We start from the raw sequence: 18804 nt of genomic DNA, 5'->3' as shown, positions 1-18804 counted from the left end.
TCCCCGGCGCCCGGCCCGACCCGGGCAGCCGTGTTCGACGCCGGGGCGAGCAGGCCGCCGAGCACCGCCCGCGGCCCGCGGGCCGGTCCCCGGGTCAGCGTGGCGTCCATCCGGTCCAGGTTCCGGGCGGCGCTGGACTCGAGCTGCCACGGCACGCTGGTGACCATCACGCCCGGCTCGAACAGCAGCCGCGTCTTGAGCCGCAGCGCGCTCTGGTTGTGCAGCAGGTTCTCCCACCAGTGGCCGACGACGTACTCGGGAATGAAGACCGTGACCACGTCCCGGGGCGACTCCCGGCGGGCCGAGGCCACGAAGTCCAGGATGGGGCGGGTGATCTCCCGGTACGGCGAGTCGACCACGGTCAGCGGCACCGAGATGCCCCGGCGGTCCCACGCCTGCTGGATGGCCCGGGTGTCCTGCTCGTCCACGTTCACGGTCACCGCGGTCAGCGTGTCCGGCCGGGTGGCGGTGGCGTACGCCAGCGCCCGCAGGGTCGGCTGGTGCACCTTGCTGACCAGCACCACCGCGTGATTGCGGGCCGGCAGCACCGGCCGCCCCTCGTCGGCCGGGGTGAGTTCCCGGGCCACCGTGTCGTAGTGCCGGCGGATGGCAAGCATCAGCACGTAGATGACGGCCATCGCGACGATGGCGATCCACGCCCCGAGCAGGAACTTCGTGATCAGCACGATCACCAGCACGACGCCCGTGAGCCCCATCCCGAAGGCGTTGATCGCCCGGGACCTGATCATCCGGCGGCGGGTCTCGGCGTCCCGCTCACCGCTCAGCAGCCGGTTCCAGTGCCGGATCATCCCGGCCTGGGAGAGGGTGAACGAGACGAACACCCCCACGATGTAGAGCTGGATGAGCCGGGTCACCTCGGCCTGGAACGCCACGATCAGCAGCCCCGCGAACAGGGCCAGCGCCACGATGCCGTTGGAGAAGGCCAGCCGGTCGCCGCGGGTGTGCAGCTGGCGGGGCAGGTAGCGGTCCTGGGCCAGGATCGAGCCGAGCACCGGGAAACCGTTGAACGCCGTGTTGGCGGCCAGGAACAGGATCAGCGCGGTCATCCCGGCCACCACGAACAGCAGGATCGACCCGGAGCCGAACACGGTCTCGCCCAGTTGCGTGGTGACGGTCTTCTGGACGTACCCGGCCGGGCCGCCGATGATCTGCCGCGGGTCCTCCACGAACTGCAACCCGGTCAGCCGGGCCAGCCAGATGATGCCGACCAGCATGCTGATCGCGACCAGGCCGAGCAGCAGCAGGGTGGTCGCCGCGTTGCGGCTCTTCGGCGGCTTGAACGCCGGTACGCCGTTGGAGATGGCCTCCACGCCGGTCAGCGCGGCGCAGCCGGACGAGAACGTCCGCAGCAGCAGGAACACCAGGGCGAAACCGCTCACACTGTGCTCGGCCCGGATCTGCAGACCGGCGCTGGGCGCCTGCAGGTCGTCGCCGAGGACGAAGATCCGGACCAGCCCGGTCACGATCATTCCCAAAATCACGATCATGAAGCCGTACGTCGGGATGGCGAACGCCGTACCCGACTCCCGCAGCCCGCGCAGGTTGGCCGCGCTGAGCACGGCCACCGCGGCCACCGCCACCGCGACCTTGTGCTCGGCCACCCACGGCAGCACCGAGCCGAGGTTGGCCACCCCGGAACTGGTGGAGACCGCGACCGTGAGCACGTAGTCGACCAGCAGCGCGCTGGCCACCCCACCCCGAAGCGGGAGCCGAGGTTGACCGTGGCCACCTCGTAGTCGCCGCCGCCGGACGGATAGGCGTGCACGTTCTGCCGGTAGCTGGCCACCACCGTGAGCATGACCACCACCACCGCGAGCGCCACCCACGGCGAGAACAGGTACGCCGAGGCACCCGCGATGGAGAGCGTCAGCAGGATCTCGTCCGGGGCGTAGGCGACGCTGGACAGGGCGTCCGAGGCGAACACCGGCAGCGCGATGCGCTTGCTCAGCAGCGTGTGCTGCAACCGGTCGGACCGGAACGGACGGCCGACCAGCAGCCGCTTCAACAGAGAGGTGGGACTGGCCACAGCCGTCAAGGGTACGGCGGGCCGCGATCACCCGCCGTGGGGAGGTGGATCGAGGCGGATGCGCCGCCGTCGGGGGTATGCCGGCCGCCCCCGGCACGGCGGGCCGGGCGGCACAGGCGGTAACGTCCGGCCCCAACGCGTGTCCCAGCGTGGCACGCTGAGCGGTGCGTCACCCTGTCCGGGTGGGGTCGGTGGTCGGTCCGGGAGGAATCGCCGTGCATATCGTGATCATGGGATGTGGGCGGGTGGGTTCCACCCTCGCGCACAGCCTGGAGGCCCGGGGGCACTCGGTGGCGGTCGTCGACCAGGACGCCGACGCGTTCCGCCGGCTGGGGCCGGACTTCGGCGGCACCACGGTCACCGGCGTCGGCTTCGACCGGGACGTCCTGCGCGAGGCCGGCATCGAACGCGCCGACGCGTTCGCGGCCGTCTCCAGCGGCGACAACTCCAACATCATCTCCGCCCGGCTGGCCCGGGAGACCTTCGGGGTGTCCCGGGTCGCCGCCCGGATCTACGACCAGCGGCGCGCCCAGGTCTACGAGCGGCTGGGCATCCCCACCGTGGCCACCGTGCGGTGGACCGCCGACCGGATGGTCCGGCACCTCGTCCCCGAGGGCGACGTGGAGATCTTCCGGGACGCCACCAGCACGGTGTCGATCATCGAGGTGCCGCTGCACAAGGACTGGGTCGGCCACCGGCTGCACGCCCTGGAGGAGGCCGCCGGCGCCCGGGCGGCGTACGTGATCCGGTTCGGCATCGGGACCCTGCCCACCACCGGCACGGTCATCCAGGAGGGTGACCAGCTGTTCATGCTGGTGACCGACGACATCGCGCCAGCGGTGACCGCGGCCGCGGGCACCTCGCCCGAGGGAGGGCACTGACCATGCGGATCGCCATCGCCGGCGCCGGCAACGTCGGCCGCTCGATCGCCCAGGAGCTGATCGAGAACGGCCACCAGGTGATGCTCATCGAGCGGCAGCCGAAGATGCTGCGGCCGGAGCGGGTGCCGGACGCCGACTGGGTGCTCGCCGACGCCTGCGAGCTGGCCAGCCTGGAGGAGGCGGACGTGGCCGGCTGCGAGGTGGTGGTCGCCGCCACCGGCGACGACAAGGTCAACCTCGTGGTGTCGCTGCTGGCCAAGACCGAGTTCGCGGTGGGCCGGGTGGTGGCCCGGGTCAACCGGGCCGAGAACGAGTGGCTGTTCACCGACCAGTGGGGGGTCGACGTCGCGGTCAGCAAGCCCCGGGTGATGGCCGCCCTGGTCGAGGAGGCGGTCACGGTCGGCGACCTGGTCCGGCTGATGACCTTCCGGCAGGGCCAGGCCAACCTCGTGGAGATCACGCTGCCGCCGGCCGCGCCGTACGTGGGACACCCGGTCCGGTCGGTGCCGCTGCCCCGGGACTCCGCCCTGGTGGCGATCCTGCGCGGCAAGCGGGTGCTGACGCCCTCCCCGGACGACCCGCTGGAGGCCGGCGACGAGCTGGTCTTCGTCTGCACGGCCGAGGTGGAGGACGAGGTCCGGGGGGTCGTGCTGGGCGGCGCGGCCGATCGTTAGCGCCGCTTGGGGTGGGTGGGTCGGCGGCCCGCCCGCTACGGGTGGTCAGGCTTGATCCCTGCGCGGGCGGGCTGCCGACCCACCCCAGCGGCGCACGCCCGCTGCGCGCCGTCAGGCTTCCACGGAGGCCGGGGCGGCGGCGCGGGTGACGCGGCGCACCGTCCAGACGGTGATCACCAGCAGCAGCGCGTACGGCGGGTAGCCCAGGACGATCCGCGCCACCCCGAGGGCGGTGTCCATGTCGGCCATGTAGAGGGCGGCCTGCGCGCCGACCTTGAGCACCCAGACGATCCCCCACAGGGCGGTGAGCCGGACGAACACCCGGATCAACCGGGGGTCGTCCCGCCAGTCCGACCGGCCCTTGGCGGCGATCACCGACCAGATCCAGCCGACCACCGGCTGCCGTACGGCCGCCGAGATCAACAGGGCGGCGCCCACGCCGAGCCCGTACAGGATGCCGGGCAGGTAGAAGTCGCGGGCGTTGCCGGTGCGCAGCGCGATCGCGGCGCCGACCGCGACGCCGAGCAGACCGTTCACGGCGTGCCGGATCGGTCGGCGCTGGACCAGCCGGACCACCGCGATGGCGACCGCCACGGCCACCGCCGCGATCACCGCGGGGCGCAGCGGTCCAAGCACGTTGGCCACCACGAAGACCAGCACCGGGACGCTGGACTCCACCATGCCGCGCCAGCCGCCGAGTTGGTCGGCGACCTGCTCGGCGAAGCTCGGCAGCGGCGCCTCCGCCGGTCCCCCGGCCAGCGCCGCCGCGGGCTCCTCGGCCGTGGCCCCGGCGTCGGATCGGGCGATCGGTGGTCGTCCTGTGCTCATCGGATCATCCGTTCGCGGCTCGGCCGGGGGTCGTCCGGCGTCAATGTGGCGGCTCCAACTCGTAGTACGGGTTGTAGATGACTTTACGGTCATCACGTACCGCCAGTCGTCCCCGCGCGACAAGTTGCCGGCCGGGCTCGATGCCCGAAATGTGCCGCCGACCGAGCCAGACCAGCGTCACCACGTCGGTGCCGTCGTACAGGTCCGCCTCCAGCGTGGGAAGGTTGGTCCGCGGGGTGTAGACCACGGTGCGCAGCCGTCCCGAGATCGACACGACCTGGCCGCGCCGACACACCCCGGCGGGGGTGCCGCCGGCCCGCGCGCTCTCCCGGCGCAGTTCCTGCGCCTCGATCTCGGCCTCGCTCGCGGTCAGCCGCTGGAACAAGCGGCGGACCGACACGCGCCTCTCGTCGGTCGCCATGACCTCGACGTCACCCTCTCCCCGATCGGCGCCCCGGCCCGGGCCGCCGGCACGGCGGACCCTACCCCAGGGTACGCCGCAACCACCCCGGGTCCGCCATGGGCGGACCAGCCTGCGGGACGGGACCGCCGCGGTCAAACGCCCGCTCAGGCCGAGTTCCGCGGCCGAGGCGACGGGTTTCCCCGCCGCGCGGGCTGCCCGGCCCCCGGTCCGGCCGGTCGATCCGGCGTGCCCGGCTCGGCTGCGTCGGATTCGGCGGCCTGGCCGGCGATCTCCGGCGGCAGCCGCAGCGGCAGCCCCTCGCGTACCGGCCGCGGGTCCTGGCCGCGGTCCACCACGAGGCCGTGGAGGATCTCGCCAAGCGGACCCACCGCCTCCGGATCACCCGCCGCGGCACCCTGGTACAGCGCGCGGACCATCCACCGCGGCCCGTCGACGCCGACGAACCGCAGCTCCGCCGGCCCGTCGGGGTGTTCACCCGGGCGAGCAGCTCCACCCCGAACTCGCCGGTGCGCTCGGAGGTCTGCGCGCCCTGCCCGCGCAGCGAGGTCTTGATCTCGTCGCGAACCTCGTCCCAGATCCCCTCGCTGCGCGGCGCGGCGAACGCCCCGAGCTGGAGCGCGTTCTCGCCGTGCACCAGCACCACCTGCTGGACGGTGCCGTCCGGGTCCGCCTGCACCCGCACCTCCACGTCCGGGATGGCCGGGATCTGCAGGCTGCCCAGGTCCAGCCGCTGCACCCCGGCCGGGGCCGCGGAGATGTCGTACGGGCCGCGGGACGGCTCGGCGGCCGGCTCGGCGGACTCGGCCGCCGGCCCGTCCCCGCGCACGTGGCGGCCGGAACCCCGCCCCTTCGAAAAGATCATCGTGCGCCACCCCTCGTTTCTTCCCTGTCGTGCCTCGCCTCGTGCTGGCCGACCAGGCTGGCGTGCCCGCCGGTCGACCCGTGGCCGCCGGTACCCCGCAGGGACGGCGGCAGCTCGTCGACGACGTGGAACCGGGCGCGCTCCACCCGCTGTACGACGAGCTGCGCGATCCGGTCACCCCGGAGGATCCGCGCGGGGCTCGACGCGTCGTGGTTCACCAGGTTCACCATGATCTCGCCGCGATAGCCGGCGTCGACCGTACCGGGCGCGTTGAGGACCGTCACGCCCAGCCGGGTCGCGAGTCCGGAGCGGGGATGCACCAGCCCCACGTAGCCGTCCGGCACGGCGATCGCCACGCCGGTCGGGACGAGTTCCCGGCCGCCGGGCGGGATCTCCACCTCCCGGGCCGCCACCAGGTCCGCACCGGCATCGCCCGGATGGGCGTACGCGGGCAGCGGCAGCTCCGGATCGATCCGCTGGACGGCCACCGGCACGAACTCGCTCACGCTTCCCTCTTCCCTCGACGTGCCCCCATCCTGCCCGGTCGGCCCGCCGTCGCCGCGCCGAACCCTCCGATGTGGCTGCGTCGATCCGGGGCGGCCCGGCCACACCCGGCCGGCCCGGCACGGCGACGCCCGGCCAGCCCTGCGGCGACGCCCGGCCAGCCCTGCGGGGGCGTCCGGCCGGCGCGGCCCGGTCCAGCCCGTACGCTCGGGTCCGTGGCTGCCGCACACCCGTCCCCCGCCGTCCGACCCGACAACGGTTACGCCGAGCGCCTCGCGCTGCCCTGGTGGCTGTGGCTGGCCGCGGCGGGGCTGACCGGGCTGCTGGCCGCGGAGATCTGGCTCGGCGCCGGCGGCGTACGGGCGTGGCTGCCGTTCGCCGTCCTGCCGCCGCTGGCGGCCGTGGCCCTGTGGTGGCTGGGCCGGATCCGGATCGCGGTGGCCGACGGGATCCTCGCCGTCGACGACGCCCGGCTGCCGGTCCGGTACGTCGCCGACGCGATACCGCTGGACGCCGCCGGTCGGCGCGAGGTCCTCGGGGTGGGGTCCGACCCGTTGGCCTTCGTGGTGCAGCGGCCCTGGGTCGGTGGCGCCGTTCAGGTGGTCCTGGCCGACCCGGACGACCCGACCCCGTACTGGGTGGTCAGCTCGCGGCATCCGGTCGAACTGGCCGCCGCCGTCCTGTCCGCCCGGGGCTGACGGCCGCGCCGACGGGCGGCCGCGGGATCACGGTTCGCCGGGGCCCTCGATCGCCGGCCGCTCCGGCGGCCCGTCCAGCCGGCGCTGGCGCAGGTCGACACAGACCCGCTCGCCCAGTCCCCGGGTCACCCGCCGGTTGAGGTAGCCGGCCACCGCCGCTCCGCTGAGGAACGGCCCGAGGGTGGTCAGGTTGCGGCCGAACCGCCGCAGCAGCCGATCCCGCAGCTCCCGGCGGGCCGCGGTGCCCAGCACGGCGCCCACGCCCACGCCCGGGACCATCGGGTTGATGCCGCGCTGGCTGGACCAGGACTGGACGAGGCCCATCGCGCGCTGCGTGCCGACGCCCGGCACGGGCACCCCGTACACCTCGTGCAGTTCGCCGATCAGCTTCAGCTCGACGGCCACCACGGCCACCGTCTCGGCGGCCAGCAGCACGGGGGCGGAGAGCAGGGTCGGGGCGACCGCCCACTCGACGGCGGCGACGCCACCACCGGCCGCGCCCACGCCGGCGGTCGCCCGCGCCGCGTTCCGGATCAGCCGGTCGGCCAGCGCATCGTCGTCCAGCCCCGGAAAGTGCCGGCGCAGGGTGGCCCGGTCGCGGACCGGAATGTGCGGCGCGATGTCGCTGACCGCCTCGGTGATCCAGCGGATCGCCGCCCGCGGCCGGAACAGGTCGCCCACCCGGCGTACCCGGATCTGCTCGACCATCCGGCCCAGCAGCCGGCGCCGCTGGCCCGGATCGACGTCGTCGGCGGTGAGGGCCGCGACGGTCTCGCCCAGTTCGTCGTCGAGCTGGACCACCTCGGACCCCGGGGTCGGTGCTCCGGGAATCGACGCCGGCTCGTCCGGTCGCTCGCTGCGCTCGCTCATGCCGGTTCTCCGCTGCGCTGCGTACCGGCATGAGGCTCCTTCGCCCCGTACTGGATGATTCGCTCGCTGCGCTCGCTCATGCCGGCTCCTTGATGCGCGCCTGCGCGTCCCCGCCGTGCTCCCCCGGAAGGTCGCGCTCCGCCGGGGTCGAGTCAAGCAGATGCCCCGGCCGGCCGCACGCCGAGCGCCCGTCCCCGGGCGATCCGGTACGCGCACAGGTCCGGCCCACTCGGCGACCGGCAGGTCTGCTGCCGGTCGCCGGTCACCCGCGGCCCGTTGCCGCGAGAACCTAGACGCACTCGCGGCAGATCAGGTCCCCGTTCCGTTGGGTCGCCAACTGGCTGCGGTGGTGCACGAGGAAGCAGCGGGCACAGCGGAACTCGTCCTGCTGCATCGGCAGCACCTTGACGGTCAGTTCCTCGTCGGCCAGGTCGGCGCCGGGCAGTTCGAAGCTCTCGGCGACCTCCGCCTCATCGACGTCAACGGCGCCCGACTGTGAGTCGACCCGCCGGGCCTTGAGCTCCTCCAGGCTGTCCTCGCCCAGATCGACCTCGTCTCGACGCGGAGCGTCGTAGTCGGTGGCCATCGGTTTCACTCTCCCATGTCGATATAGTCGTTGCCGGTTGTAACGCCGGACGACGGTGTTTCGGTTCCCGCTGACCGGTCACCTTTTCGACCGATCGCGGTCCGGCGCACGAGCCGGGCCGCGATGGCCACGAAGAGAGACCCCGGGCGAGCGCGGTACCTTACCCCCCTGTGGGCGAGGCATGTATACCGCTCTCGTCGCATCCATGTACGCCCGAGCGCGGGAAGTTGTTCCCAATGTGACTCAGGCGACACGAAGATAGGTGCGTCAGCGGAAGGATCAACGGTGCCGCGCCGCATCGGACGCGGGTTCCTGGCTCCGCCGGACAACCGATAACCTCAGCGGGATACTCGATTGCCGGTCGCCGCGACGCGCCGGCGAACGTCACCGACAAGGACGGGGAGCCAACCGGATGAGCTTTGCGCGGGTGCGGGCACTCGTCGTGGTGGGGGCACTGATGATCCTCGCTCTCATCTTCGTCGTCGTCGCGTTGGTCCGGGACACACAGGCCGGCCAGAGCCTGGCCACCGGCTGCCAGGACGGCGAGGTCCCCGCGAACGTCGAGCTGCCCGACAACAAGGACGTCAAGATCAACGTCTACAACGGCACGCAGACGGCCGGGCTCGCGGAAATCGTCGGCACCGACTTCGCCAACCGGAAGTTCCAGGTGGCGAAGAAGGCGAACGACCCGCTGCACAAGAAGATCGAAGGGGTCGCGGTGCTGCGCTACGGGCCCAAGGGGCTGGGCTCGGCCCACCTGCTGCGGGCCTATTTCCTGGACGAGGCGGACACGGAGTTCGACCGCGACCGTAAGGACGCGGTCGTGGACGTGGTCATCGGGGAGCGGTTCCAGCAGCTCGCCACGACCACGGAGGTCAACCAGGCGGTCGCGGCGCTGGGCGCCCCGTCCCTGCCGCCCGGCACCTGCCTCGGCAACGGCTGACCGCACCGCACGGCCGGCACGAGACCGCGCCGACGCTCGTCACGGACCGTCGGCGCTCGTCAGGGGCCGCCGGCGCTCGTCAGGGGCCGCCGGCGCTCGTCAGGGACCGCCGGCGGCGTCGAGCCGGACCAGCCGGTCGTGCAGCGGCTTGAAGATCGCCGGCGGCGCCGCGATCACCAGGTCCGGCCCGGCCGGCGCACCGGACAGGCCGGCCACCCGCAGCCCCGCCTCGCGGGCCACCAGGCCGCCCGCGGCCAGGTCCCACGGCTGCAACCCCCGCTCGAAGTACGCGTCGACCATTCCCTCGGCGGCCAGGCAGAGGTCGAGGGCGGCGGCGCCGAACCGCCGGATGTCCCGCACCTGGTCGATCAACCGGGCCAGCACCCGGCCCTGGTGCGCCCGGCGCACCGGGTCGTACCCGAAGCCGGTGGCCACCAGGCTCTGCGCCAGATCGGTCTCCGTCGAGCCGCGCAGCCGCCGGCCGGCCCGGTACGCGCCGCCGCCGCGTGTGGCGGTCCACTCGTCCTCGGTGGCCGCGTTGCGGACCACCCCGGCGACCACCTCGCCGTCCACCTCGGCGGCCAGCGAGACGGCGTAGTGCGGCAGGCCGTACAGGTAGTTGACCGTGCCGTCGATGGGGTCCACGATCCACCGCACGGCGCCCGGCCCGCCCGCCGGCGCCGCCGCGGGCCTGCCACCCCCGGTCGGCTCCTCACCGGCCGCCGGCGCCTCGCCGCCGCCGGCCGGCCCGAACTCCTCGCCGAGCACCCGGTCCCGCGGCCGGAGCCGGCGGATCGACTCGACCACCTGCCGCTCCACCGCGCGGTCGGCCGCCGTCACGACATCGGTGGCCGTGCTCTTGGTGGCCACCTCGGCCACCCCCTCGGCCCGCATCCGGCGCGCGGTCGCGGCCGCCTGCCGGGCCACGGTCACGGCGATCTCCAGGAGTTCCTGCGGAGTGGGTCGCCCGTCCGGCATATGTTCCCCTCTCACGTCCGTTCGCGTCCGGCGCGTCGCACCGGCGCCGGGTAGCATCCTTGCAAACTCCACATTTTTCCGATGACCACACCTCCCGTGGTCATCGTTGCGGCGTGCGGCTCGGCAATACGCCCGGGGACGGCGTTACAATTCACCCCTACCCACGCGCCACGAATCGTCACGCCGGACGGTACGGGCCGCGCGGGCGACTCAACCACATCGGCCAGACTCGGTCGCCGCGCTGTGCTGGCCGGACCCGGCCGTGCTCGTTACCGCCTCGGGAAGGTCATTCGTGACAGATCCACGCCAGACCGGCGCCGACGTCCGCTCACTCACCGACACCCTGATCGCCCACGCGCAGAACGCCGGCGGCCAGCTCACCTCGGCCGAGCTGGCGCGCAGCGTCGAGTCCGCCGAGGTGACCCCGGCCCAGGCCAAGAAGATCCTGCGCGCCCTCTCCGAGGCGGGCGTGACGGTGGTGGTCGACGGATCGGCGAGCACCCGCCGCAAGGTCGCGGCGGCGCGCTCGGCCACCCCGGCCTCCCGGGTGACCACCGCCAAGGCCACCAAGAAGGCGGCACCGCCCGCCCCGGCGCCCAAGCAGGCGCCGGCGGCCGAGGAGGCCCCGGCGGCGGCCCGCAAGACGGCGGCCCGCCGGGCGGCTCCGGCCGCCGCCGACGGGACCGCCGGTGGGACTGTGACGGCCACCGCCGAGGCGGCCGCCAAGCCGAAGGCCGCCCGCCCGGCCAAGCAGGCGACCGGCGCCAAGGCGACCAAGGCCGCCGCCAAGACCGCCAAGGGCGGCAAGCCCGGCGAGGCACCGGCCGGCGGCGAGGGCGAGGTGGACCCCGAGGAGTTGGCCGCCGAGATCGAGGATGTGGTCGTCGACGAGCCGGCCGAGCTGACCCAGGCCGCCGAGGCCGACGCCGCCGACGCGGCCACCGACAACGATTTCGAGTGGGACGACGAGGAGTCCGAGGCCCTCAAGCAGGCCCGCCGGGACGCCGAGCTGACCGCCTCGGCCGACTCGGTACGGGCGTACCTCAAGCAGATCGGCAAGGTCCCGCTGCTGAACGCCGAGCAGGAGGTGGAGCTCGCCAAGCGGATCGAGGCGGGCCTGTACGCGGCCGAACGGCTGCGCGCCGCCGAGGACGGCGAGGAGAAGATGGTCCGGGACATGGTCCGGGACCTGTTGTGGATCTCCCGGGACGGCGAGCGGGCCAAGAACCACCTGCTGGAGGCCAACCTGCGGCTGGTGGTCTCGCTGGCCAAGCGGTACACCGGCCGCGGCATGGCCTTCCTCGACCTGATCCAGGAGGGCAACCTCGGCCTGATCCGCGCCGTCGAGAAGTTCGACTACACCAAGGGCTACAAGTTCTCCACCTACGCCACCTGGTGGATCCGCCAGGCCATCACCCGCGCCATGGCCGACCAGGCACGCACCATCCGCATCCCGGTACACATGGTCGAGGTGATCAACAAGCTCGGCCGGATCCAGCGGGAGCTGCTTCAGGACCTGGGCCGCGAGCCCACGCCGGAGGAGCTGGCCAAGGAAATGGACATCACCCCGGAAAAGGTACTGGAGATCCAGCAGTACGCACGGGAGCCCATTTCGCTCGACCAGACGATCGGCGACGAGGGCGACAGCCAGCTCGGCGACTTCATCGAGGACTCCGAGGCGGTCGTGGCGGTGGACGCGGTGTCGTTCTCGCTGCTCCAGGACCAGCTCCAGCAGGTGTTGCAGACCCTGTCCGAGCGGGAGGCGGGCGTCGTCCGGCTGCGGTTCGGACTGACCGACGGCCAGCCGCGCACCCTCGACGAGATCGGCCAGGTGTACGGCGTCACGCGCGAGCGGATCCGGCAGATCGAATCCAAGACCATGTCGAAGCTGCGCCACCCGTCGCGGTCCCAGGTACTGCGCGACTACCTGGACTAATCCCATCAACCAGACGTGTTGGCCAGGTCACCGGACGTACGCGTTCTCGACGTGATCGGCCGTTTCCCTGGCCGTGATCGTTGACGGGGCCCCCGGGGTGCACTGCACACTGTCGGTACGACGTGTGACCTCGGTCCCCCGCGGGCACACTGGGAAGGCCGCACCCCACAAGGGTGTTGCACGATAGGTGAGCAACAAAGGAATGTGTTCATCGGTGACGACCAGAGGAGGAAGGCGATGACCCCGACCCTCACGCCGCCGCCCGAAACGGTGGCTCCCCCAGCCGCCGATGAACGGTGCGACCGCTGCAACGCTGCCGGCAAGCTCCGTATCACCCTGGCGGGCGGGGGCGAGCTGGTGTTCTGTGGCCATCACGCGAACAAGTACGCGGAGGATCTTGTCAAGATCACCGTACGGTTCGCGACCGACCCGGAATTCACGTGGCGAGGCGCCGAGATGATGGCGAACTGACCAGCGATCCGACATAGCCGGCCGGGGGCATCCGCAGGGTGCCTCCGGCCGGTGCTTTCCCCGCGGTGCCTTTCCCCACCGGATCGGACGTTGGCCGGTGACCGCGGCGGTCGCCCGGATCAGAGCGTCTGGACGGTCGCGATCCGCTCCTCAAGCTGCTCGATCGTGGCCTGTGCGCTGGGCGGGCCGCCACAGAGCCGGCGCAGCTCCGCGTGGATCTTCCCGTGCGGCAGCCCGGTCCGGTGGTGGTGTGCCGCGACGAGCGTGTTGAGCTGGCGGCGCAGCGCCACCCGGCGCTGGGCGGCGCTCATCGGCGCCGCCTCGGCCCGCGGTTCCGGCACGGCCGGGGCGTTGGCACGGTTGCGACGCTGGGCGGCGAGCTGGTCCGCCTGCCGCTTGTTCAGCAGCACCGTCACCTGGTCCGCGGTCAGCAGGCCGGGCAGCCCCAGATACTCCTCCTCCTCCGGCGTGCCGGCCTGGGCTCCCGTCCCGAACGAGGCCCCGTCGAAGATCACCTGATCCAGCTCGGCGGTCGCGGAGAGCGCCTCGAACTGCTTCTCCAACTCCCCGCTGGCCTGATCGTCGCGCTGGGCGCGCTCCAGCAGCGCGTCGTCGAGCCCGTCCTCGTCGCTCTTCGGCTTGCCGAGCACGTGGTCCCGCTGCGCCTCCATCTCGCTGGCCAGCCCGAGCAGGTGCGGCACGCTCGGCAGGAACACCGTGGCGGTCTCCCCGGGCCGACGGGCCCGGACGAACCGGCCGATCGCCTGGGCGAAGTACAGCGGCGTGGAGGCGCTGGTGGCGTACACGCCGACCGCGAGCCGGGGGATGTCGACGCCCTCGGAGACCATCCGCACGGCGACCAGCCAGCGCGCGTCGGAGGAGGCGAAGGCGGCGATCCGGGCCGACGAGCCGGCGTCGTCGGAGAGCACCACCACCGGCCGCTGCCCGGTGAGCCGGTCGATCAACTTCGCGTACGCCCGGGCCGCCTGCTGGTCGCTGGCGATGACCAGCCCGGCGGCGTCGGCCATCCCGCCGGCCCGCTTGGCCTGCAACCGCGCGTCGGCGGCCCGCAGCACCTGCGGCATCCACTCCCCCGCCGGGTCGAGCGCGGTCCGCCACGCCTGGCCGACGAGGTCCTTGGTCATCGGCTCGCCCAGCCGCGCGGCCAGCTCGTCCCCGGCCCGGGTACGCCACCGGGTCTCCCCCGAGTAGGCCAGGAACATCACCGGCCGCACCACCCCCTCGCGCAGCGCGTCCGCGTACCCGTAGACCGAGTCGGCCCGGGATCGCAGCAGGCCGTCGGAGCCGCGCTCGTACTCGACGAACGGGATCGGGTTCTCGTCCGACCGGAAGGGTGTCCCGGTGAGCATCAGCCGGCGTACCGCGGGCTCGAACGCCGCCTTGACCCCGTCGCCCCAGGTCCGCGAGTCCCCGGCGTGGTGGATCTCGTCCAGGATGACAAGCGTCCGCCGGGTCATGGTGCGTCGCCGGTGCACCTGGGGTGCCATGCCGACCTGGGCGTACGTCACCACCGCGCCGTGGAAGTCGGCGGACGAGCGCAGGTCGGAGTTCCGGAAGGCGTCGTCGAGCTGGATGCCCACCCGGGCGGCCGCGAGGGACCACTGCGTCTTGAGATGCTCGGTGGGCGCCACCACGGTGACCGCCTGCACGGTCCCGTCGGCCAGCAGTTCCGCCGCGATCCGCAGCGCGAACGTCGTCTTGCCGGCGCCCGGCGTGGCGACCGCGGTGAAGTCGGGCGACCGGCGCCGCAGGTACTGCACGAGGGCCTTGCGCTGCCAGGACCGGAGCGCCGGAAAGGTTTCCGTGGAGACTTGCCCGGCACCCAACGCGACGCTCCCCCCTCGGTCGCCGGGCCGGAAACACCGGCGGCGGCGACCACGAAAACGCCTCCGCGTCCGGTTGACCGCGAAGGCCGTACCAGAATAACCAGCCGCCCCCACTGGCCCCAGTCGACACAGCGGGCACCTTCGTCACACCGGCCGCACCGGTCGCGGTGGCCGGGCGGTCAGCGGGTCGGGGTGCGCGGGCGGACCGGCCGGTCCGTGGCGACCGGTGCCGCCCAGCGGCGGCGCAGGGCGATCAGCCGTACCCCGAAGACCAGCAGCGCGGCCGCCACCAGCGGCACGGGACCGGCCCAGCCCAGCCGGTCGGCCGCGGCCACCGTGACGGCGCCGGCCAGTGCGGCCACCGCGTAGATCTCGCGCCGCAGCACCACCGGGATCTCCCCGGTGAGCAGGTCCCGGCCCAGCCCGCCGCCGATCCCGGCGAGCGTGCCGATCAGGCAGGCGCCGACCGCCGGGACCCCGGCGGCCAGCGCCGCCGCGGTGCCGGTGACGGCGAACAGTCCGAGCCCGGCCGCGTCCAGCACGAGCACGGTGGTGCGCAGCCGGCTGAACTGGGGATGCAGCCAGAAGACCACGCCGGCGGCCACGGCGGCGGTGGCGGGATAGCGCCAGTCGGCGAAGGCCAACGGCGGGACCCGGTCGATCACCAGATCCCGGAAGATCCCGCCGCCGAGGGCCGCCACGATGCCGACGAAGGTCACCCCGAACAGGTCCAGCCGCTTGGCCACCGCGGCGGAGGCGCCGGAGGCGGCGAAGACGGCAACCCCGGTCAGGTCGGCGACCAGCAGGGCGGTGGAGGTGTGCACCGCGGGAAAGCTACTCGCCGGACTCCGGCTTCTGGTCGTAGAAGCGGTTGTCGTCCTCGAAGATCTCCTTGCACTCCGGGCAGACCGGGAACCGGCTGGGGTCCCGGGACGGGACCCAGATCTTGCCGCAGAGGGCCTTGATGGGGGTGCCGAGGACCATCGCCTCAGTGATCTTGTCTCGTTCGGCGTAGTGCGAAAACCGCTCGTGATCACCATGTTCGACCGGGCGCTCAACCGGGCGCTCGAGGATGGTGCCACTGGTTTCCGGAACGGCGGGAGAGGTCACGCGTCCCATTCTGCCAGCAGCTTCGAGATGTCGCACCGTGCGTTTCGGCCGGATGGCGCTCCCCCGCCGGCAATCTTCCGGCCGGCGCCCGGCCGTACCGGGCTCAGGACTCGGCGTCGATGGTGCGGTGCGGCGCCTCCTGCGCACCGAGGCTGGGCGCGGGCGGCGCCTCCGCCCGGTGCGACCGGTGGCGCAGCCGGTTGGCCAGCCGGACCTCCTCGCGCGGCGGGCGGTCGTTGGCCAGCAGCACGGCCAGCCACGGGATGAGCACCATGCCGACCAGGCAGAGCGGCAGCCACAGCCACAGCATGGGCGCCTTCGCGCTGATCAACACGGCTCCGACGATCAGGCAGACGGCACGGATGGCCATCATCACCACGTACCGGACCTGCCGGCTGTGCAGCTGGTCGCTCGGGCTGCGAGACGCGTCCGTGATCAGGATCGGCCGATGTTCCGGATGCTTCACCACGCGTTCCTCCTCGAGGGGCCCGTCCATACTCGCACCCGCCGCCGGGCCGCAACCAGCTACCGTCGGGTCGGACGGCGACTCAGCCGGCGCCGCGCGCCTTGGCCGCCGCCTTCATCTCCTGCTTGTACGACCGCACCCGGGCCAGCGAGTCCGGGTCGGTGATGTCGGCGACCGACCGGTACGCGTCCGGCTCGCCGTATCCGCCGGCCGCCGCCTGCCAGCCCGCGGGCCGCACGTCGTACCGCTTTCCGAGCAGGGCCAGGAAGATCTGCGCCTTCTGGCGGCCGAAGCCGGGCAGGTCGGCGATCCGGGACAGCAGTTCCGCCCCGGTCCGCGCGTCGACCCAGAGCCCGGCGGGATCCCCGCCGTAGCGTTCCACCAGGATCCGGCACACCTGCTGGACCCGCTCGGCCATCGCCTTGGGGAAGCGGTGCAGCGCCGGAGGCGTGGCGAACAGCGTCACCAACGCCTCCCGGTCGTACCCGGCCAGTTCCTCGGCCGTCGGCTCGTGCCCGAGCCGCTGGGCCAGCACGTACGGCGAGGAGAACGCCTTTTCCAGTGGGATCTGCTGGTCCAGGACCATGCCCAGCAGCAGCGCGAGCGGACTGCGGTTGAGCAGGTCGTTCGCGGCGGGGTCGATCGGCAGGGAGAGTGCCATGCGACCATCCTGGCACCCGCCGCGGCGCCCCGGGCGCCGGGTGGACACGCCGATCCGGCCACACGCATCTTGCACTTCGCAAAAGCAATTCTCAAATGTCATTTTAAAAACGCGCCCGACACCGAAGTAATCAAATAGACATTGTGCCGACAGTCAATATCTCTCATTCTGTATGCGGGTAGGAACATCGGCCGCACGGCCCGTCTTCCGTACCCCTGACGAGGGGAGGGCCGGTGTTCCCCGCACCGGAGTTGTCGGAGTTCGCGCGGTTCGCCATCGAGCTGGCGAACCGGCACCGGCCACGGTGGATCCGGTACGGCCTCGTCCTGCGCCGACGCTGCTCGTGCGGCAACCCGCTGCCCTGCCGGCAGCTGACCGCGTTGCCGCTGGACCGCTCGTTCGGCCGGCCGGGCGACCGGACGCCGGAGATCCCGCGCTGAGGCGAGTCGCCGCCCCCCCGCACCGGGTCCCGGCCGGTGTGCCGGGATTTCCCGGGTGCCTCCGGGGCGCCGGAGCCGGCGAGGCAGGATGTCGGGGTGGACGGATACGAGATGCTGCTCTCCCCGGCCGGTGTGGACCAGCTCCGCACCGCGTTGAGCGCGGCGGGGTACACCTCGAACGGCATCGCCGGGCGGCTCGGGCCGCAGGCCACCGGCGGCCTGGCCCGCAACGATCACCGGGCCGCGCTGCGGGCCACCACCGACGGCGACCCGCTGGCCACGCTGATCCGGATCTTCCTCTGTGCCTCCACCGAACCCGAGGCAGCGGTGGCCGCCGCGCTGGCGCCGCTGCCGGTGGGCGACGCGCTCGCGGCCGGCCTCGTGCAACGGCACGGCGACGGCCTGCGGCAGGGCATCGACCTCGAACCGTACGGGGACGACTGGTGGGTGCTGTCCGACCTGCCGGCCAGCGCCCGGCCGGGACGCCCGCTCGCCGCCGAACACGTGCTGGGCATCGGCGGCGCCACCAGCACGCTGCTCGGCGCCACCGTCCGCGCGCCGGTCGGCACCGCACTCGACCTGGGCACCGGCTCCGGGGTGCAGGCGCTGCACCTGGCCACCCACGCCGGCGCCGTGACCGCGACCGACCTGTCCGACCGGGCGTTGCGGTTCGCCGCCACCACGGCGGCGCTCAACGGACAGCGCTGGGAACTGCTGCGCGGCGACATGGTCGCGCCGGTGGCCGGGCGCCGGTTCGACCTGGTGGTCAGCAACCCGCCCTTCGTGGTCGGTCCCGGCACCACCACGCACCGCTACCGCGACTCGGGCCGGGTCGGCGACGGCATCGGCGCCGAACTCGCCGCCGCCGCGCCGGAGCTGCTCACCCCGGGCGGCACCATGCAGTACCTGGCCAACTGGGTACACGCGGCCGGCGAGGACTGGGCCGAGCGGGTGGCCGGCTGGCTGGCCGGTACCGGCCTGGACGCCTGGGTGATCCAGCGCGAGGTGGCCGACCCCATGGCGTACGTCAACCTGTGGCTGGCCGACGCCGGCGAGGCCGCCGAGCCGGGCCGGGTGGAGTCCTGGTTGGACTGGTTCGAGGCGCACAAGGTGGAGGCGGTCGGCTTCGGCATCGTCACCCTGCGCCGCTCCGAACGCGCCGACCCGATCGTGCGGATCGAGGACCTGCGGCAGTCCGTGGAGCCGCCGATGGGCGACCAGATCGCCGCCTGGTTCGAGCGGCGGGACTGGCTGGCCGCCCGCTCCGGCGCCGGCCTGCTCGCCGGGCGGTACCGGCTGGCCGAGGGTGTGCAGCTACGCCAGGACGCCACCATGGGCGAGGACGGGTGGGCGGTGGACCGCCAGGTGCTCACCATGTCCCGCGGGCTGCGCTGGTCCGAGGAGGTCGATCCGCTGGTGCTCACGCTCGTCAGCGGCTGCGACGGGCGGGTGGCGCTGGCCGACCAGTTGGCCCTGCTGGCCGCCGCGCACGACGTACCGGAGGCGGACCTGGCGGACGCGGCCGGGCCGATCGTCGCGCACCTGGTGGAGCGCGGCCTGATCCTTCCGGTGGCCTGA

General features: G+C 73.1%; 19 protein-coding genes and 2 pseudogenes. 8 read left to right on the top strand and 13 right to left on the bottom strand.

The genetic code is table 11. The features are described from left to right. Positions 1-61 precede the first annotated feature (61 nt). A pseudogene (locus CIK06_RS08210) lies at positions 62-2047 on the bottom strand (APC family permease); the annotation flags it as partial. A gap of 215 nt (positions 2048-2262) precedes the next feature. Between CIK06_RS08210 and CIK06_RS08205 the strand changes: the two are divergent. Beyond that, positions 2263-2928, top strand: coding sequence for a TrkA family potassium uptake protein (locus CIK06_RS08205; protein WP_095564330.1), 666 nt, complete (start codon positions 2263-2265; stop codon positions 2926-2928). Further along, a complete protein-coding gene (locus CIK06_RS08200) occupies positions 2925-3602 on the top strand; it encodes a TrkA family potassium uptake protein (RefSeq protein ID WP_198348290.1) in 678 nt (225 codons plus the stop codon). Before CIK06_RS08205 ends, CIK06_RS08200 begins: the two co-directional genes overlap by 4 nt. A 111-nt stretch (positions 3603-3713) precedes the next feature. On the opposite strand, the gene CIK06_RS08195 is transcribed toward CIK06_RS08200, so the two are convergent. The 4 genes and pseudogenes from CIK06_RS08195 to dut all read right to left on the bottom strand — a co-directional run bounded on the left by CIK06_RS08195 (position 3714) and on the right by dut (position 6222). Continuing rightward, entirely contained in the window at positions 3714-4430 is a 717-nt protein-coding gene (locus CIK06_RS08195) for a DUF3159 domain-containing protein (RefSeq protein ID WP_095564328.1), read from the bottom strand. A 40-nt stretch (positions 4431-4470) separates the two neighbouring features. Further along, the gene (locus CIK06_RS08190) at positions 4471-4851 is read right to left on the bottom strand and encodes an OB-fold nucleic acid binding domain-containing protein (protein WP_095564327.1); all 381 of its coding nucleotides are present in this window, start codon (positions 4849-4851) and stop codon (positions 4471-4473) included. Between the two features lie 146 nt (positions 4852-4997). After that, a pseudogene (locus tag CIK06_RS08185) lies at positions 4998-5716 on the bottom strand (DUF3710 domain-containing protein). Then, a complete protein-coding gene (gene dut, locus CIK06_RS08180) occupies positions 5713-6222 on the bottom strand; it encodes a dUTP diphosphatase (protein WP_095564326.1) in 510 nt (169 codons plus the stop codon). Before dut ends, CIK06_RS08185 begins: the two are co-directional and overlap by 4 nt. Before the next feature lie 213 nt (positions 6223-6435). Between dut and CIK06_RS08175 the strand changes: the two genes are divergently transcribed. Then, positions 6436-6918, top strand: coding sequence for a DUF3093 domain-containing protein (locus tag CIK06_RS08175; protein ID WP_232534078.1), 483 nt, complete (start codon positions 6436-6438; stop codon positions 6916-6918). Positions 6919-6945: 27 nt separating this feature from the next. Here CIK06_RS08175 and CIK06_RS08170 read toward each other — a convergent pair whose 3' ends face one another. Both CIK06_RS08170 and CIK06_RS08165 read right to left on the bottom strand, forming a co-directional pair. Further along, positions 6946-7788 (bottom strand): hypothetical protein, encoded by an 843-nt coding sequence (locus CIK06_RS08170; RefSeq protein ID WP_095564324.1) that lies wholly within the window; start codon positions 7786-7788, stop codon positions 6946-6948. 289 nt (positions 7789-8077) lie between these two features. Next, positions 8078-8374: a DUF4193 domain-containing protein gene (locus CIK06_RS08165; RefSeq protein ID WP_095564323.1), complete on the bottom strand. Its 297-nt coding sequence runs from the start codon at positions 8372-8374 to the stop codon at positions 8078-8080. A 427-nt stretch (positions 8375-8801) separates the two neighbouring features. On the opposite strand from CIK06_RS08165, the gene CIK06_RS08160 reads away from it, so the two are divergent. Further along, positions 8802-9317, top strand: coding sequence for a LytR C-terminal domain-containing protein (locus tag CIK06_RS08160; RefSeq protein ID WP_198348288.1), 516 nt, complete (start codon positions 8802-8804; stop codon positions 9315-9317). Between the two features lie 99 nt (positions 9318-9416). Here CIK06_RS08160 and CIK06_RS08155 read toward each other — a convergent pair whose 3' ends face one another. Then, complete coding sequence (locus CIK06_RS08155; protein WP_095564321.1) at positions 9417-10295, bottom strand: inositol monophosphatase family protein; 879 nt, start codon at positions 10293-10295, stop codon at positions 9417-9419. A gap of 292 nt (positions 10296-10587) precedes the next feature. Between CIK06_RS08155 and CIK06_RS08150 the strand changes: the two genes are divergently transcribed. Together CIK06_RS08150 and CIK06_RS08145 are read left to right on the top strand one after the other, a co-directional pair. Beyond that, positions 10588-12231: an RNA polymerase sigma factor gene (locus tag CIK06_RS08150; protein ID WP_095564320.1), complete on the top strand. Its 1644-nt coding sequence runs from the start codon at positions 10588-10590 to the stop codon at positions 12229-12231. 237 nt (positions 12232-12468) lie between these two features. Beyond that, complete coding sequence (locus tag CIK06_RS08145) at positions 12469-12702, top strand: hypothetical protein (protein ID WP_095564319.1); 234 nt, start codon at positions 12469-12471, stop codon at positions 12700-12702. Between the two features lie 119 nt (positions 12703-12821). Here CIK06_RS08145 and CIK06_RS08140 read toward each other — a convergent pair whose 3' ends face one another. From CIK06_RS08140 to CIK06_RS08120, 5 genes are all read right to left on the bottom strand, one after another. Then, entirely contained in the window at positions 12822-14549 is a 1728-nt protein-coding gene (locus CIK06_RS08140) for a DEAD/DEAH box helicase (protein WP_095564318.1), read from the bottom strand. A gap of 179 nt (positions 14550-14728) precedes the next feature. Beyond that, complete coding sequence (locus CIK06_RS08135; protein ID WP_095564317.1) at positions 14729-15373, bottom strand: trimeric intracellular cation channel family protein; 645 nt, start codon at positions 15371-15373, stop codon at positions 14729-14731. A 10-nt stretch (positions 15374-15383) separates the two neighbouring features. Continuing rightward, entirely contained in the window at positions 15384-15659 is a 276-nt protein-coding gene (locus CIK06_RS08130) for a DUF3039 domain-containing protein (RefSeq protein ID WP_232534077.1), read from the bottom strand. A 103-nt stretch (positions 15660-15762) separates the two neighbouring features. After that, entirely contained in the window at positions 15763-16155 is a 393-nt protein-coding gene (locus tag CIK06_RS08125; RefSeq protein ID WP_369916114.1) for a DUF3099 domain-containing protein, read from the bottom strand. A gap of 52 nt (positions 16156-16207) precedes the next feature. Further along, positions 16208-16786 carry an HhH-GPD-type base excision DNA repair protein gene (locus tag CIK06_RS08120; RefSeq protein WP_095564315.1) on the bottom strand — a complete coding sequence of 193 codons (579 nt, stop codon included), beginning with the start codon at positions 16784-16786 and terminating at the stop codon, positions 16208-16210. A gap of 233 nt (positions 16787-17019) precedes the next feature. Between CIK06_RS08120 and CIK06_RS08115 the strand changes: the two genes are divergently transcribed. Further along, positions 17020-17226 carry a hypothetical protein gene (locus tag CIK06_RS08115; RefSeq protein ID WP_095564314.1) on the top strand — a complete coding sequence of 69 codons (207 nt, stop codon included), beginning with the start codon at positions 17020-17022 and terminating at the stop codon, positions 17224-17226. A gap of 96 nt (positions 17227-17322) precedes the next feature. Further along, positions 17323-18804: a methyltransferase gene (locus CIK06_RS08110; RefSeq protein WP_198348136.1), complete on the top strand. Its 1482-nt coding sequence runs from the start codon at positions 17323-17325 to the stop codon at positions 18802-18804.

It is taken from the genome of Plantactinospora sp. KBS50 (genome assembly GCF_002285795.1).
Taxonomy (GTDB): Bacteria; Actinomycetota; Actinomycetes; order Mycobacteriales; family Micromonosporaceae; genus KBS50.
Note: the sequence above shows the minus strand (reverse complement) of the source record. Positions and strands in the feature narration are given on the sequence as shown.

Bases quoted from the DNA above. Each gene is read 5' to 3' on its own strand.
- CIK06_RS08120 (WP_095564315.1), bottom strand. From the start codon at position 16,786: ATGGCACTCTCCCTGCCGATCGACCCCGCCGCGAACGACCTGCTCAAC.
- CIK06_RS08170 (WP_095564324.1), bottom strand. From the start codon at position 7,788: ATGAGCGAGCGCAGCGAGCGACCGGACGAGCCGGCGTCGATTCCCGGA.
- CIK06_RS08195 (WP_095564328.1), bottom strand. From the start codon at position 4,430: ATGAGCACAGGACGACCACCGATCGCCCGATCCGACGCCGGGGCCACG.
- CIK06_RS08145 (WP_095564319.1), top strand. From the start codon at position 12,469: ATGACCCCGACCCTCACGCCGCCGCCCGAAACGGTGGCTCCCCCAGCC.
- CIK06_RS08125 (WP_369916114.1), bottom strand. From the start codon at position 16,155: ATGGACGGGCCCCTCGAGGAGGAACGCGTGGTGAAGCATCCGGAACAT.
- CIK06_RS08165 (WP_095564323.1), bottom strand. From the start codon at position 8,374: ATGGCCACCGACTACGACGCTCCGCGTCGAGACGAGGTCGATCTGGGC.
- CIK06_RS08155 (WP_095564321.1), bottom strand. From the start codon at position 10,295: ATGCCGGACGGGCGACCCACTCCGCAGGAACTCCTGGAGATCGCCGTG.
- CIK06_RS08190 (WP_095564327.1), bottom strand. From the start codon at position 4,851: ATGGCGACCGACGAGAGGCGCGTGTCGGTCCGCCGCTTGTTCCAGCGG.